The 15,855-nt window shown below is 42.7% G+C and carries 12 protein-coding genes; 11 read left to right on the forward strand and 1 reads right to left on the reverse strand.

What is annotated here, in order from left to right; genetic code table 11:
* Positions 1-79 precede the first annotated feature (79 nt).
* The 3 genes from fadI to sixA all read left to right on the forward strand — a co-directional run bounded on the left by fadI (position 80) and on the right by sixA (position 4,449).
* The gene (gene fadI, locus P3L40_RS08905) at positions 80-1,399 is read left to right on the forward strand and encodes an acetyl-CoA C-acyltransferase FadI (protein ID WP_210852338.1); all 1,320 of its coding nucleotides are present in this window, start codon (positions 80-82) and stop codon (positions 1,397-1,399) included.
* Positions 1,399-3,621 carry a fatty acid oxidation complex subunit alpha FadJ gene (gene fadJ / locus P3L40_RS08910; protein WP_094962704.1) on the forward strand — a complete coding sequence of 741 codons (2,223 nt, stop codon included), beginning with the start codon at positions 1,399-1,401 and terminating at the stop codon, positions 3,619-3,621. Before fadI ends, fadJ begins: the two co-directional genes overlap by 1 nt.
* Positions 3,622-3,966: 345 nt before the next feature.
* Positions 3,967-4,449: a phosphohistidine phosphatase SixA gene (gene sixA / locus P3L40_RS08915; RefSeq protein WP_004257190.1), complete on the forward strand. Its 483-nt coding sequence runs from the start codon at positions 3,967-3,969 to the stop codon at positions 4,447-4,449.
* A 19-nt stretch (positions 4,450-4,468) separates the two neighbouring features.
* Here the strand turns inward: sixA and smrB are convergent, their stop codons facing one another.
* Positions 4,469-5,011, reverse strand: a complete 543-nt coding sequence (gene smrB / locus P3L40_RS08920) for an endonuclease SmrB (protein WP_004257192.1) — start codon at positions 5,009-5,011, stop codon at positions 4,469-4,471.
* Positions 5,012-5,235: 224 nt separating this feature from the next.
* On the opposite strand from smrB, the gene hutI reads away from it, so the two are divergent.
* The 8 genes from hutI to P3L40_RS08960 all read left to right on the forward strand — a co-directional run bounded on the left by hutI (position 5,236) and on the right by P3L40_RS08960 (position 15,839).
* Entirely contained in the window at positions 5,236-6,474 is a 1,239-nt protein-coding gene (gene hutI, locus P3L40_RS08925) for an imidazolonepropionase (RefSeq protein ID WP_136135010.1), read from the forward strand.
* Positions 6,475-6,744: 270 nt separating this feature from the next.
* Positions 6,745-7,482 (forward strand): histidine utilization repressor, encoded by a 738-nt coding sequence (gene hutC, locus P3L40_RS08930; RefSeq protein ID WP_036957971.1) that lies wholly within the window; start codon positions 6,745-6,747, stop codon positions 7,480-7,482.
* Positions 7,483-7,804: 322 nt separating this feature from the next.
* The gene (hutU, locus tag P3L40_RS08935; RefSeq protein WP_094962702.1) at positions 7,805-9,484 is read left to right on the forward strand and encodes a urocanate hydratase; all 1,680 of its coding nucleotides are present in this window, start codon (positions 7,805-7,807) and stop codon (positions 9,482-9,484) included.
* Positions 9,485-9,495: 11 nt separating this feature from the next.
* Positions 9,496-11,028: a histidine ammonia-lyase gene (gene hutH / locus P3L40_RS08940; RefSeq protein ID WP_210852355.1), complete on the forward strand. Its 1,533-nt coding sequence runs from the start codon at positions 9,496-9,498 to the stop codon at positions 11,026-11,028.
* Between the two features lie 89 nt (positions 11,029-11,117).
* A complete protein-coding gene (locus P3L40_RS08945; protein ID WP_036957973.1) occupies positions 11,118-12,509 on the forward strand; it encodes an amino acid permease in 1,392 nt (463 codons plus the stop codon).
* A 212-nt stretch (positions 12,510-12,721) separates the two neighbouring features.
* A complete protein-coding gene (gene prmB / locus P3L40_RS08950) occupies positions 12,722-13,654 on the forward strand; it encodes a 50S ribosomal protein L3 N(5)-glutamine methyltransferase (protein WP_004257202.1) in 933 nt (310 codons plus the stop codon).
* Positions 13,655-13,769: 115 nt separating this feature from the next.
* Complete coding sequence (aroC, locus tag P3L40_RS08955; RefSeq protein ID WP_004257206.1) at positions 13,770-14,858, forward strand: chorismate synthase; 1,089 nt, start codon at positions 13,770-13,772, stop codon at positions 14,856-14,858.
* Positions 14,859-15,035: 177 nt separating this feature from the next.
* Positions 15,036-15,839 carry a TSUP family transporter gene (locus P3L40_RS08960; RefSeq protein ID WP_004257209.1) on the forward strand — a complete coding sequence of 268 codons (804 nt, stop codon included), beginning with the start codon at positions 15,036-15,038 and terminating at the stop codon, positions 15,837-15,839.
* Positions 15,840-15,855 lie beyond the last annotated feature (16 nt).

Raw genomic sequence — 15,855 nt, forward strand, 5'->3', positions numbered from 1 at the left:
CACTACAGGTCAGACCTCTTTGTCCACTTAGTGAGTTAGTTAACTATAATTTTCATTTTTGCTTTTAGCAGGAGCGACCATGAATCAATATCTCCACCATGGTGAAAAGACAGATAAAACAAAAGAAAGGATCGCCATTGTCAGTGGTCTACGCTTGCCTTTTGCAAAGCAATCTACGGCATATGCAGGAATTCCAGCCGTCGATTTAGGTAAAGCAGTCGTTGCTGAATTATTAGCCCGCAGTGATTTAGACAAAAACCTTATTGAGCAACTGGTATTTGGGCAAGTAGTACAAATGCCTGAAGCGCCGAATATTGCGCGGGAAATTGTTCTTGGAACAGGTATGAGTGTCTCAACAGACGCCTATAGTGTATCAAGAGCCTGTGCGACAAGTTTTCAAGCAATTGTTAACGTTGCTCAAAGTATGATGGTAGGTGATATTTCTATCGGTATTGCTGGTGGGGCCGACTCATCTTCTGTGCTTCCTATTGGCGTATCAAAAAAATTGGCCGAGACATTATTAGCATTAAGTAAAGCGAAGTCTGTTGGGCAAAAATTATCCCTGTTAACGAAATTACGCCTGAAGGATTTAGCGCCAGTCGCACCAGGCGTTGCGGAATATTCTACAGGGCTGCGTATGGGCGATACAGCAGAGCAAATGGCGAAAAGTTATCAAATTAGCCGAGCCCAGCAAGATGAGCTTGCTCATCGCTCGCATATATTAGCGACAAAAGCGTGGGAAAATGGTGCTTTAAATAATGAAGTTATGACTGCGTATATGCCTCCCTTTAAGCAAGCCTTTTCCCAAGATAACAATGTACGAACAAACTCAGTATTATCATCTTATGCGAAATTAAAACCTGCCTTTGATCGTAAACACGGTAGTGTTACCGCCGCAAATAGTACTCCGCTGACCGATGGCGCCGCAGCAGTGTTGATGATGACAGAATCTCGTGCGAAATCGTTGGGTTATACACCGTTAGGCTACATTCGAAGCTATGCGTTTTCAGCGATAGACGTATGGGAAGATATGCTATTAGGGCCTTCTTATGCCACACCACTCGCATTAAAACGTGCAGGGTTATCGTTGCAAGACTTATCCTTGATTGATATGCATGAGGCCTTTGCTGCGCAAACGCTCGCTAATTTACACATGTTTGGTAGCCGTAAATTCGCTCAGGAGAAACTGGGAATGGATAACGCAATTGGCGAAGTGGATATGGCTAAATTTAACGTCTTAGGTGGTTCTATCGCGTATGGGCACCCGTTTGCGGCTACAGGCGCACGAATGGTGACTCAAACCCTAAATGAATTGCGCAGACGGGGTGGTGGTTTTGGTTTAACAACAGCTTGTGCTGCGGGTGGTTTAGGTGCAGCAATGATCTTAGAGGTGGAATAATGGCTCAAAATTCTGCTACAGAAGTTGCGAGAGAAACAATACAACAAGCTTTTAGCTTAGAAATTTATGGCGAAAACGTGGGGGTGATCTTCATTGATGTTCCCAATGAAAAAGTCAATACATTAAAAGCTGAGTTTGCGGAGCAATTCCTTGCGATTTTACAACAAGCGCAGTCTACCTCTGGCCTGAAAGGGTTAGTTATTACCTCAGGGAAAAAAGATAATTTTATTGCTGGTGCGGACATTAGCATGATCGCTGGCTGTGAAAATAAAGCCCAAGCCAGTGAGTTGTCAAAAGCAGGCCATGTATTATTTGATAAAATCGATAATTACCCCTTGCCTATTATTGCTGCGATACATGGTGCGTGTTTAGGGGGCGGGCTAGAGCTTGCTTTAGCATGTCATGCACGAGTTTGTTCAAATGATAATAAAACGAAATTAGGTTTACCCGAAGTACAATTGGGGTTGTTACCCGGTTCCGGAGGAACGCAGCGTTTACCTAGGTTGATCGGCATTCCACATGCATTGGATTTAATGCTGACAGGTCGTCAGTTAAAAGCCAAACAGGCGCTGAAATTAGGGTTGGTTGATGATGTGGTTCCTGAGTCTATTTTACTCGACGTTGCAGTTAAAATGGTGAAAAAAGGGGGCGTTCAGCGTCCTGCTATTCATTGGCAACAGCGCCTATTAAGTAGCAAATTACTTCGCAATAAAGTGTTCGATAGCGCCAAACAAAAAGCACTCAGCAAAACCAAAGGCCATTACCCCGCCCCTGAAAAAATTATTCATGTTGTGAAAACAGGAATGAATAAAGGGTTGCAAGCCGGTTATGCAGAAGAAGCGAAAGCCTTTGGTGAGCTTGTGATGACACCAGAGTCTGCTGCATTACGTAATTTATTTTTTGCGGTTACTGCGTTAAAAAATGAAACGGGTGCACAAGCAACACCCTTGAAGATTAATCAAGTTGGTGTGCTTGGTGGCGGGTTGATGGGGGGCGGAATTGCTTATGTCACGGCTTTTCAAGGTAAATTACCCGTTCGTATTAAAGATATTTCAGACAAAGGTGTTACCCAAGCCTTGCGCTATAGCTGGGATCTGCTGACTCAGCGAGTTATCAAGCGGCGGTTATTAGCTCGAGAGCGTGCAGCCGTTATGGCTAGAGTATCAGGCACATTAAGTTATCAAGGTCTTGAAAACGCTAATGTTATTATTGAGGCGGTATTTGAAGATTTAGCACTAAAACAAAAAATGGTTGCTGAAGTTGAAAAGATGTCGAAACAACAAGCCATTTTTGCCTCTAATACATCATCTTTACCTATTCACCAAATTGCACAGAATGCGACCCATCCTGAAAAAGTTATTGGCTTACACTATTTTAGTCCAGTGGATAAAATGCCGTTGGTTGAAGTCATCCCTCATCAACACACCGATGAAACAACGATTGCAACTGTTGTTGCTTTGGCAAAACGCCAAGGCAAAACAGCGATTGTTGTAGGGGATGATGCAGGTTTCTATGTAAATCGTATTTTAGCGCCATTCTTATGTGAAGCCGCCCAATGCCTTGTTGAAGGTGAATCAATAGAGCATATTGACCGTGCTTTAGTTGAATTTGGCTTCCCTGTCGGGCCTTTTAATCTATTAGACGAAGTCGGTATTGATGTAGGGACTAAAATTTTACCGATTTTAGTTGAGCGTTTTGGTGAGCGTTTTAAAGCCCCTGATTTACTCGATAAAGTCGTTAAAGATGACCGAAAAGGGAAGAAAAACGGCAAAGGTTTTTATGAATATGGTCATCACACAAATAAGTTGTGGTTTTGGAAAAAAGCCAATAAACGTCAAGTTGATAAAACCATTTATTCACTGATTGGCGTAGTTCCCAACAATACACTAACTAAAGCGGATATTGCACAGCGGTGCGTTATGATGATGCTTAATGAAGCTGCCCGTTGTCTTGATGAAAATATCATTAAAAGTGCGCGTGATGGGGATGTGGGGGCGGTATTTGGTATCGGTTTCCCGCCTTTCTTTGGTGGCCCATTCAGGTATATGGATAGCTTGGGGATTGCAAAAACCGTGGAAACCCTGAATAACCTCGCTGTGAGATATGGTGATAAATTCGAGCCTTGTGAATTGCTATGTAACATGGCAGAAAATAATCAAACCTTTTTTTCTGCAAATGCAGAAGATGAGGTTAACGCAACAAAACTAAGTAACGAACAATAATGGCATAGCAGGGTAGACTATTAGCCGATGGTTGTTTGATTCAATAAAACTAGTCAAGGCCTGATGCCAAATATATTCTTGGTTATCAGGCTTTTTTAAGTAAAGTTCGCATGATTAGAATAAATAATTATATTATCTTTAACTGATTGATAATAAATAGCAAACTTTAGCCCACAACATAGCCAGCTAAAGAAACATACATAAAAATCTACCCAAATCATTTTCTTTGTTGGTCATTTCATGCAGAATCACATTTCACCCCAACTGATGGTTACTTTTACAACAATTATCTTAACAACAAAAGAATAACCACCTTAATAAGGTAGGTTACTCAGATGGTGGATTATGCAAGTTTACATTATGCGTCACGGTGATGCAGCGATACAAGCGCCTAGCGATGCTGAGCGCCCATTGACTCAAAAGGGAAAAGACGACTCAGTATTAATGGCTCAATGGTTACAGAACCAAGGTATTAAGATTGATTCGGTGTTAGTAAGCCCTTATTTAAGAGCCGAACAAACTAGGCAGGTTGTGAGTCAATACCTTGATTTGCCAGCAAAGTCGGAAATTTTAGGGCAATTAACACCTGGAGGGAATGCTGAATTTGTGGCTGATCATATTCGAGACCTTGCTGTGCTAGGTGCAAATGCGATATTAGTTGTATCTCATTTACCGCTGGTTGGTTATTTAGTATCGGAGCTGTGCCCACATAAAGAACCACCTATGTTCACCACATCAACAGTTGCATGCGTAGATATTGATGTGGCTCATCAGAAAAGTCATTTCGAATGGATGTTGAGCCCATCACAATTGCTGTTTGCTAAATAATACAGAACAGTATGAGCGCTTAACGACGAGCGCTCTCCGCAGTTTCAATAAGTAGTAATAAGGCAGCATTACCACCCCATTCTTTAGGTGCTTGGTGAAAAGCAATAATATCAGGATGTTGGGCAAGCCATAGAGGTGTTTGCTGCTTTAAAACATGCTTGCCATGGCCGTGCATAATGCAGGCACAATAGACATTTTCACGCTTGCAGGCGGCAATAAGTGCGCCAATTTCTTGTTTTGCTTCCATTTGTGTTAAGCCATGCAAATCTAAAAATAACTCGGGAACGTAGTCACCCCGACGAAGTTTCTTTAATTCATAAGGATTGGCTTCTGGCCTTAAATAACGTGTAGGCCCTTCATTTTCAAGTTGAGGCTGGAATTCATCTGAAAAATAAAAAGAGGCGTCAACCTGTTCTTGCATGACTTTTTTATTTGATGCTTGTGTCACTTTGGCACGTACAGGTGCGTGCAGGACTTGATCCTGACGGATTTTTTTTGCTCCATTAATGGCTTCTTTGAAAAGACGAATATCTTCATCTTCTAGACCAAATTTTTTCTTCATAATTTTAGTAATGTATTTTTGTGATTAATTTTTCTGGTTGCTAGTGTAACTCATTTTTAATGAATGGTGATAATCGTAGATTGTTCGCGTGAAGTAACATTTTTATAACCTTTTTACAGGTAAGCATTGACAAAAGGGGACTTGCTAGTCTAATTGTATATACATATATATACTATTTATTAATACAATGATTAAAACTGAATTCAATAACAATAGGAAAAACGATGGTATTCAAAACACACTCACAAGATATCGTTTGGCGTAATGGCCGTATTGCCACTATGGACCCAGAACTATCGGTCCCTTATGGACTTGTTGAACACCATGATTTAGTTGTCCGTGATAATAAAATAGTTGCAATAGTTCCTACTCAGGAAGTCGAACTAAATGACTGCCAGGTTATTGATGTCAAAGGTAAATTAATAACGCCCGGATTAATCGATTGCCATACTCATTTAGTTTTTGGCGGTGACCGAGCGTCTGAATGGGAACAGAGAATGAATGGGGTTTCTTATGAAACCATTAGTTCTCAAGGTGGTGGAATTAATTCTACTGTGCGTGAAACTCGTAAGATGAGCGAGAACGAATTGTTTGAACGAGCTAAACCAAGGCTCGAAGCATTAATTCGAGAAGGCGTGACAAGTATTGAAATGAAATCAGGTTATGGGCTTGACTATGAAAATGAAGAAAAACAATTACAAGTCGCGAAACAGTTATCTGCACAATATCCTATTTCAGTCAGTTCAACCCTGCTTTCCGCTCACACTGTCCCCGTTGAATATAAAGATAGACCTGATGAATACATTGATTTGATTTGCCAAAAAATCATGCCTGAATTATGGGAAAAAGGCCTGTTTGAGGCGGTAGATGTTTTCTGTGAAAGTGTGGGGTTTTCCCTTTATCAAAGTGAAAAATTATTTTCAGCGGCTCAGAAATTAGGGATCCCAGTGAAAGGGCATGTGGAGCAGTTATCAAACTTAGGTGGGAGCGAGTTGGTTGCTCGTTACAAAGGTTTGTCAGTTGACCATATTGAATATCTAGACCTAGAAGGGATTAAAGCACTTAAAGCGAGTGGAACGGTTGCAGTTTTATTACCGGGGGCATTTTATTTTTTACGGGAAACCAAGTTACCGCCAATTGAGCTGTTGCGGGAACACAATGTTCCTATGGCAGTTTCAACGGATTTTAACCCAGGCACCAGTCCTTTTGCCTCATTACGTATTATTATGAATATGGCGGCCGTCCTATTTAAGCTGACACCGGAGGAGATATGGGCAGGCGTGACACGTAACGCTGCAAAGGCGTTAGGCCGTGAAAATAGCCATGGGCAATTGAAAACGGGCTTTGTTGCTGATTTTGTTGTGTGGAATGCGCAAGAGCCTGTCGAAATGATTTATGAACAAGGGAGTAACCCATTGTTCATTAGAGTGCATGAAGGCAAAATTACCCATCGAAACGGGTGATATATGTGACCCGCAGTTCTAGCTACGAAAATAACAATAATTAATAGTGGTAAATGATGTTGTTTGCCGCAATTTACCCTAAATATTTTCTGTTTTTTGTTTGTTTTTATTAAAATTACATCGTTTAATTATGTGAATGCTTAATAATTAAGCATGATGTTTTTATTCGCGACTGTCAGGATAAAAAATGTCCGATAGCACTAAGGTCGTGTTGTATGCTATCCAATGAATAGCATATTAATACTTAAGATTTTAATCATTAAATTGGAAATGACTGTGACAGCCGATAAAAAGGATAAACAGGGGGCACCGCTCCCACTCTATTTGCAAGTAAAACAATCGATAATTGAAAAGATCCATACGGCAGAGTGGAAGGCAAATGACCGTATTCCATCTGAGTCTGAGCTCGTGACACAGTTTCAATGTAGCCGGATGACCGCTAACCGAGCACTACGTGAATTAACGGCTGAAGGGTTATTGGTTCGCTTGCAAGGTGTGGGAACGTTTGTGGCTGAGCCAAAGGGGCAATCCGCACTATTTGAAATACACAGTATTGAAGCCGAAATACTGGCAAGAAACCATAAATACAGTTGCAGGATCATTAAGCTCGAAGAAATACAAGCGTCTCCAGCGCTCGCAAATGAATTAAATATCAGCCCAGATAGCGCCGTGTTTCATTCTATTATTGTACATTTAGAAAATGATGTCCCTGTACAAATTGAAGACAGATATGTCAATGCCTTAGCAGCACCTGACTATTTAAAGCAAAATTTTTCATCGATTACACCGCATGATTATTTGTCTCAAGTCGCTCCTTTAACACAAGGGGAGCATATTGTTGAGGCCGTAGAGGCAGATGAGCGCTCAGCGAGGTTATTGCAAATTACCACAGGCGCATCTTGTTTGTTAATTACAAGGCGTACTTGGTCCCAGTCTTTCACGGTGACAAGTACCAAACTATTGTTTCCTGGTCACCGCTATAAGCTTAAAGGTAGTTTCACGTCATAAGTTATTTCTCCACGTAAAAGTATGGGCGGAATGATATACAACATATTTTCCGCTTATCGTATCGAGTGATTTCCTTTCATACCCATTTCGTGTGAATTTATTGTGAATTAAATGTGATCCAACAAGCATATTTAGAATAAAAAACACACACAAAAATATCAGGTTCATTTTATATCCAATTGTTTTATTTGAATAAAAATATTTTTATATCATATTTTTTTAATCTTTATGTTAAAAGATTGATTGATCGTACATGTATATACAACTATATCTATAAGAACAATAAAAGGTAGCTAATGGACAGATAAAAGAGGGTATATAAGTGACAGCACTGAATAATAAATATCGAAATATCGAAATTAGGGCGCCGCGGGGAAACACATTAAATGCCAAAAGTTGGCTGACAGAAGCCCCATTACGCATGTTAATGAATAACCTTGATCCTGATGTTGCAGAAAATCCTCATGAATTAGTGGTCTATGGCGGTATCGGGCGTGCAGCACGTAATTGGCAATGCTATGACCAAATTGTTGAGTCCTTAAAACAACTCGAGAGTGATGAAACACTGCTGGTTCAGTCAGGTAAGCCCGTCGGTGTTTTCAAAACCCATGCAAATGCTCCACGTGTTTTAATTGCTAACTCAAATATAGTGCCACATTGGGCAAACTGGGAGCATTTCAATGAGTTGGATGCGAAAGGCCTCGCCATGTACGGGCAAATGACGGCAGGTAGCTGGATTTATATCGGTAGCCAAGGCATTGTTCAAGGAACGTATGAAACCTTTGTGGAAGCCGCTCGTCAGCACTTTAATGGTGATTTAACCGGGCGTTGGGTATTGACTGCAGGTTTGGGTGGAATGGGGGGAGCGCAACCTCTTGCTGCAACATTGGCTGGTGCATGCTCATTGAATATTGAGTGCCAGCAAAGCCGTATTGATTTCCGTTTAAGAACTCACTATGTGGATGAACAAGCGGCCGACCTTGATGATGCATTAGCGCGTCTTAAAAAATACACATCGGAAGGAAAAGCCATTTCTATTGCACTGTGTGCCAATGCCGCTGAAATTCTGCCTGAGCTTGTCAAACGTGGTGTAAAACCGGATATGGTGACCGATCAGACAAGTGCTCATGACCCGCTAAATGGTTATTTGCCAATTGGGATGAGCTGGGAAGAGTACCGTGAGCGCAGTGTCCAAGAGCCCCAAGCCACCGCGTTGGCAGCGAAAAAATCCATGGCTGAACATGTTAAAGCCATGTTAGCGTTCAAACAACAAGGCATTCCTACGTTTGATTATGGGAACAATATTCGCCAAATGGCGTTGGAAATGGGCGTAGAGAATGCGTTTGATTTCCCAGGTTTTGTGCCTGCTTATATTCGCCCGCTATTTTGCCGCGGTGTTGGCCCATTCCGCTGGGTCGCGTTATCAGGGGATCCTGAAGATATCTATAAAACCGATGCGAAAGTGAAAGAGCTGCTACCGGATGATAAGCATTTACATCGCTGGTTGGATATGGCTCGTGAACGTATTAGCTTCCAAGGCTTGCCAGCACGTATTTGTTGGGTAGGGCTTGGGGATCGCGCTAAATTAGGTTTAGCATTCAATGAGATGGTAAGAAGCGGTGAGGTTTCGGCCCCGATTGTTATTGGTCGTGACCATCTGGATTCAGGTTCAGTGGCCAGCCCAAACCGTGAAACAGAATCCATGAAAGATGGCTCTGATGCCGTTTCAGACTGGCCGTTACTCAATGCGTTATTAAATACAGCCAGTGGTGCGACGTGGGTATCTTTACATCACGGTGGTGGCGTAGGTATGGGCTTCTCTCAGCACTCTGGGGTAGTGATTGTGTGTGATGGAACGGATGAAGCAGCAGAGCGTATTGCCCGAGTGTTGCACAATGACCCGGCAACCGGTGTCATGCGCCATGCCGATGCGGGCTATGACATCGCTATCGCATGTGCGCAGGAAAAAAATCTTAATTTACCAATGATTAAAACACGTTAAGGAGTGCCATGATGACTAAGTTAACCATTCACCCAGGAAAAATGACACTCGAAGACCTCCGCATTGTTTTCCAACAGGCAGTAACAGTGGTACTGGATAAACGCGCTCACGCGGCTATTGAGAAAAGTGTGGCGACGGTCAATAAAATTATTGAAGAAGATAGAACCGCTTATGGTATCAATACAGGTTTTGGTTTGCTTGCCAATACCCGCATTGCGACTAAAGATTTGCAATCATTACAACGCTCTATCGTGATGTCTCACGCTGCGGGTGTTGGCGAGCCGTTAGATGACGACCTCGTACGTTTAATCATGGTGCTTAAAATTAATAGTTTAGCTCGTGGTTTCTCGGGTATTCGTCTTGAAGTCATTAATGCCTTGATTGCATTAGTGAATGCGCAAGTTTATCCATTTATTCCTGCGAAGGGCTCTGTGGGGGCTTCTGGCGACTTAGCGCCATTAGCACATATGAGTCTAATTCTGTTAGGGGAAGGGAAAGCACGCTATGAAGGCAAATGGATTTCAGCGAAAAAAGCGTTAGAAAAAGCAGGGTTAGCGCCACTAAAATTGGAAGCTAAAGAAGGTTTAGCCCTATTAAACGGCACGCAAACCTCCACGGCTTTTGCGTTGAAAGGGTTATTTGAAGCAGAAAAATTGCTGTTATCTGGCATTGTTTGTGGTGCGCTTAGTGTTGAAGCCACACTGGGCTCTCGTAAACCGTTCGATGCACGCGTGCAAGAGGTTCGAGGGCAAAAAGGGCAAATTGATGTTGCGGCGATGTTCCGTGATGTTTTATCACCGACCAGTGAGTTGGCGAAGTCCCATGAGAACTGCGTGAAAGTGCAAGACCCTTATTCACTACGTTGTCAGCCACAAGTGATGGGGGCTTGTTTAACCCAAATTCGCCAAGCCGCTGAAGTGATTTTAATTGAATCAAATGCCGTGTCGGATAACCCGCTAGTCTTTACCGATAATGGCGATATTATTTCAGGTGGTAACTTCCATGCAGAGCCTGTTGCTATGGCAGCCGATAATATTGCGCTTGCGTTAGCGGAAATCGGTGCGTTATCTGAACGCCGTATTGCATTATTGATGGATACCCACATGTCACAGTTGCCTCCTTTCTTAGTGAATAATGGGGGGGTTAACTCAGGTTTTATGATAGCTCAAGTCACCGCGGCTGCATTAGCCAGTGAAAACAAAGCATTAGCCCATCCTTCGAGTGTTGATAGCCTGCCGACATCAGCCAACCAAGAAGACCATGTCTCGATGGCGCCTGCCGCGGGTCGTCGTTTATGGGAAATGGCAAAGAATGTCACGGGTATTTTAGCCATTGAATGGCTTTCAGCGTGTCAGGGAATGGATTTCCGCGAAGGTTTGAAATCGAGTGAAACCTTGGAGAAAGCACGTAAAACATTACGTGACCAAGTGGCTTACTATGATAAAGACCGTTATTTTGCCCCTGATATTGAAGCGGCAATTAATTTAATTAACCAATATAAACTGTCCGCGCTGTTCAAGGCTGATTCAGTTTTTTCTAACTAGTTTATCAAGCAAATAAAAGGTGGCTGGCAATGTACTGGCCGCCTGAAGTATTTATCTGCACGACAATAAAATAATACGAAGGATAAATCATGCAAAGCACATCACAACTTGCGCGAGGGCTTTCTGCGCGCCACATTCGATTTATGGCTTTAGGTTCTGCGATTGGTACAGGTTTGTTTTATGGTTCAGCGAAAGCAATAGAAACTGCTGGTCCCGCGGTATTACTCGCCTATATTATCGGCGGTGCTGCAGTGTTTATGGTTATGAGAGCGTTGGGTGAAATGGCGGTCCATCGGCCACTTGCTGGGTCGTTCTCACAGTATGCTAGTCATTATTTAGGGCCGAGAGCCGGTTTTTTTGCGGGTTGGACCTATGTTTTTGAAATGCTTATTGTTTGCTTGGCGGACGTGACAGCATTTGGTGTTTATATGAAACTGTGGTTTCCGGAGGTTGCGCAGTGGATCTGGGTGTTGAGCATTATTTTCTTTATTGGTGCAATAAACCTATGCCACGTGAAAACTTTCGGCGAAATGGAGTTTTGGCTTTCAATCATTAAAGTTATTGCGATTATTGCAATGATTGTTGGTGGTGCAGCCATTATGATGTTTGGTTTTGGCCAAGCGGCAGACCATGCGGTTGGGGTATCAAACTTATTTATTCACGATGGGTTTATGCCAAATGGTATTGGTGGGGTGATTGCTTCCTTTGCCGTGGTGATGTTTGCATTTGGGGGAATTGAAGTTATTGGTATTACTGCGAGTGAAGCGAAAAACCCGGAAACCACTATCCCAAGAGCGATTAATGCCGTGCCAATTCGCATCTTACTGTTTTATGTCCTGACCTTATTTGTCTTAATGTGCATTTATCCGTGGAACCAAATTGGGCAGCAAGGTAGCCCATTTGTGCAAATTTTCGACAGCTTAGGTATTCAATCTGCAGCGAATATCTTAAATATTGTGGTGATCACGGCGGCAATTTCGGCGATTAACAGTGATATATTTGGTGCTGGGCGTATGATGTATGGCATGGCACATGAAGGGCAAGCGCCAAAAGCCTTTACCAAGCTGACAAAAAATGGTGTGCCTTGGATGACGGTATTAGTCATGGTTGCGGTGCTGTTAGTCGGAGTGGTATTGAATTATGTCATTCCTGATGATGTGTTTGTAGTGATTGCGTCAATTGCAACATTTGCCACCATTTGGGTATGGTTGATGATTTTACTGTCACAGTTTGCAATGCGTAAAAAAATGTCACCAGAAGAAATTAGCCAATTAAAATTCCCTGTGCCTATGTGGCCTGTCGCACCTATTCTAGCCATCGCATTTATGGTATTTGTTTTTGGTGTACTGGGGTATTTTGAATCAACACGAATTGCGCTCTATGTCGGAATTGTTTGGTTAGTATTACTGGCTATCGCCTATGCACTTTGGGTCAAAAAACCTACGAAAGAGGCGGAAGTCGTGCTGCAAAACGAAAGCTAATATTGTTACTTTCTTACTGAGCTTGTTATTTTTCTCACGCCCTTTAGCTAAAATAAAGGGCGTTTTTACATCACCGCATTCATTAATAAGCGCGATAACCAGACTTTTTGGGCAAATTTTATTATATTAATCTGCTGATTTGTCTTTCACTTCATGGCAAACTTTAACTATTCATATATTCCCTTTCAAAATACAGGCTGGAGAACCCCTTCTTGGAAAAGATTTTCGTTGATGAAGCCGTTGCAGAACTTCATACCATTCAAGATATTTTGCGTTGGACGATGAGCCGCTTTAATGCGGCTAATGTGTACTATGGCCACGGTACAGATAACCCATGGGATGAGGCGCTACAACTGGTGTTACCAACACTTTACTTGCCTCTAGACCTGCCCGATGAGCTGTTAACATCCCGCTTAACGCCAACAGAGCGTCACCGTATTATTGAGCGTGTTTTACGCCGTATCAATGAGCGTATTCCAGTTGCATACCTGACAAATCGTTCATGGTTCTGTGGTCATGAATTTTATGTTGATGAACGTGTGCTTATCCCTCGCTCGCCAATTGGTGAGTTAATCAATAACCACTTTGTTGGCTTAGTGGCTGATGAACCACAAACCATTCTTGATTTATGTACCGGAAGTGGTTGTATTGCGATTGCTTGTGCTTATGAGTTCCCTGATGCAGAAGTCGATGCGGTTGATATTTCAAGTGATGTGCTGGCGGTGGCTGAACAAAATATTGCCAATCATGGTTTAGAACACCGTGTGATACCGATTCGTTCTGACTTATTCCGTGATATGCCAGAGGTTAAATATGACCTGATCGTGACGAACCCACCGTATGTTGATGCGGAAGATATGGACGATTTACCAGAAGAGTTTCGTGTCGAGCCTGAATTAGCACTGGCTGCTGGAAGTGATGGTTTGAAACTGGTACGCCGTATTTTAGCGAATGCCCCGCGTTTTCTGACGGAAGAAGGGGTGTTAGTGTGCGAAGTGGGTAACAGTATGGTTCATTTAATTGAACAATACCCTGAAATTCCATTTATTTGGCTGGACTTCGAATACGGCGGTGATGGTGTGTTTATGTTAACACGTGAACAACTTGTTGAGCACCACGCACATTTTGAGCTTTATATCGATTAATCAACAGTTGCGTGATGTTCCAAGATCATGTAATCAATAATAACGACACAACGATATAATAACTAACAACCAAAATTCTTGGTAAAACAAGAATGGCTTAGAATAGGAAACTCCGATGGCAGGAAATTCAATTGGGCAGCTGTTTCGTGTGACCACATTTGGGGAATCACACGGGGTTGCATTAGGTTGCATCGTCGATGGGGTTCCCCCAGGCTTAGCACTAACAGAAGCAGATTTACAAAAAGATTTAGACCGTCGCCGTCCAGGAACATCACGTTATACGACTGCGCGTCGTGAACCTGACCAAGTAAAGATTTTATCGGGTGTATTTAATGGGGTAACAACCGGAACCAGCATCGGTTTATTGATTGAAAATACTGACCAGCGTTCGCAAGATTATGGTGCAATCAAAGACGTGTTTAGGCCGGGCCATGCGGATTACACTTACGAACAAAAATACGGCCAGCGTGATTACCGTGGTGGTGGCCGCTCATCAGCACGTGAAACGGCAATGCGTGTTGCGGCAGGCGCGATTGCGAAAAAATATTTACAAGAAAAGCTCGGTGTGCAAATTCATGGCTGTTTAACGCAAATGGGCTCCGTCGCTTGTGAAATAAAAGACTGGTCAATTGTCGAAGAAAACCCATTTTTCTGTCCAGATCCAAGCAAATTAGAGGCTCTTGACGAATTATTGCGCGGTTTAAAGAAAGAAGGTGATTCGATTGGCGCTAAAATTACTGTCATTGCAGAGCATGTGCCTGCAGGCTTAGGTGAGCCCGTATTTGACCGATTAGATGCCGATCTCGCTCATGCATTAATGAGTATTAATGCAGTGAAAGGGGTGGAAATTGGTGATGGCTTCGGTGTTATTGCGCTTAAAGGCAGCGAAAACCGTGATGAAATTACACGAAATGGTTTCACATCAAACCATGCAGGCGGTATTTTAGGCGGTATTAGCAGCAGTCAGCCTATCATTGCACATATTGCGTTAAAGCCGACATCCAGTATTACCGTTTCAGGTAAAACATTAAACCGTGATGGCGAGGAAGTGGAAATGATCACCAAAGGGCGTCATGACCCTTGTGTAGGCATTCGCGCGGTACCGATTGCGGAAGCAATGATGGCGATTGTTCTAATGGACCACTATTTACGTCATCGTGGCCAGTGTGCGGATGTAACGCCAGCAATGGAACCTTTTGAGTAATCGGTTTTACTGTGTTTTATGTAGTGACAACAGAGCGGCCTATAAGGTCGCTTTGTTGATGATGAAGGTTCGGATGAAGCCTCCTAAAAATACCTCATCTAGGTTGTGATATCACCAAACCTGACTGGCGATATATTCACATCAACATCATGATATTTCTTCTCTTTGGATAGTAAAATGGATTGGCTAACTGCCGTTGCACCTGAAGTTTATGCTTTACTCTTCTTTGTTGCGCTGTTTGCAGGGTTTATTGACTCCATCGCGGGTGGTGGTGGGTTATTAACGATCCCAGCCCTGTTATCTGTGGGGATAACACCTGTTGAAGCTTTAGCAACCAATAAGTTGCAAGCGGTTGGCGGTTCGTTTTCTTCAACGCTCTATTTTGTTAGGCGCAAAGCCATAGATTTACGAGCACAACTGTTTCCGTTCATTATGACCATGATTGGTGCCATGCTGGGTGCGATTGTCATTCAAATGATTGATACCGCGTTCTTAAAACAGTTATTGCCCATTTTGGTGATTTGCGTCGGCTTATACTTTTTATTGACGCCATCAATTGGTGTACAAGACCGCCAACAGCGTATCAGTATGCCTTTCTTCGGGGTGGCAATTGGGATGACGCTGGGTTTTTATGATGGTGCCTTTGGTCCCGGAACCGGTTCATTTTTGGCATTGGGTTATGTTTTGTTGCTTGGTTATAATCTTGCCAAAGCCACTGCGCATGCGAAGTTACTTAATTTTGCCTCTAATTTTGGCTCTTTAGTGTTCTTTATTATCGGGGGTCATGTTCTTTGGGCCTTAGGTTTTGTTATGCTAATCGGCCAAATGGTTGGCGCTCGTTTAGGTGCGCGTTTGGTCTTAACCAAAGGACAAAAACTGATCAGGCCGATGATCGTGGTGATTTCGTTACTGATGAGTATTAAATTACTCCATGATAGCCATGGTGACGTGATTAAAGCTTGGTTTCTCTCATTATTTTAAGATGATTTAAATTATT

It is taken from the genome of Providencia sp. PROV040, from assembly GCF_032706145.1.
In the GTDB taxonomy this organism is placed as follows: domain Bacteria; phylum Pseudomonadota; class Gammaproteobacteria; order Enterobacterales; family Enterobacteriaceae; genus Providencia; species Providencia hangzhouensis.

Bases quoted from the DNA above. Each gene is read 5' to 3' on its own strand.
- fadI (WP_210852338.1), top strand. From the start codon at position 80: ATGAATCAATATCTCCACCATGGTGAAAAGACAGATAAAACAAAAGAA.
- fadJ (WP_094962704.1), top strand. From the start codon at position 1,399: ATGGCTCAAAATTCTGCTACAGAAGTTGCGAGAGAAACAATACAACAA.
- sixA (WP_004257190.1), top strand. From the start codon at position 3,967: ATGCAAGTTTACATTATGCGTCACGGTGATGCAGCGATACAAGCGCCT.
- smrB (WP_004257192.1), bottom strand. From the start codon at position 5,011: ATGAAGAAAAAATTTGGTCTAGAAGATGAAGATATTCGTCTTTTCAAA.
- hutI (WP_136135010.1), top strand. From the start codon at position 5,236: ATGGTATTCAAAACACACTCACAAGATATCGTTTGGCGTAATGGCCGT.
- hutC (WP_036957971.1), top strand. From the start codon at position 6,745: ATGACTGTGACAGCCGATAAAAAGGATAAACAGGGGGCACCGCTCCCA.
- hutH (WP_210852355.1), top strand. From the start codon at position 9,496: ATGACTAAGTTAACCATTCACCCAGGAAAAATGACACTCGAAGACCTC.
- P3L40_RS08945 (WP_036957973.1), top strand. From the start codon at position 11,118: ATGCAAAGCACATCACAACTTGCGCGAGGGCTTTCTGCGCGCCACATT.
- aroC (WP_004257206.1), top strand. From the start codon at position 13,770: ATGGCAGGAAATTCAATTGGGCAGCTGTTTCGTGTGACCACATTTGGG.
- P3L40_RS08960 (WP_004257209.1), top strand. From the start codon at position 15,036: ATGGATTGGCTAACTGCCGTTGCACCTGAAGTTTATGCTTTACTCTTC.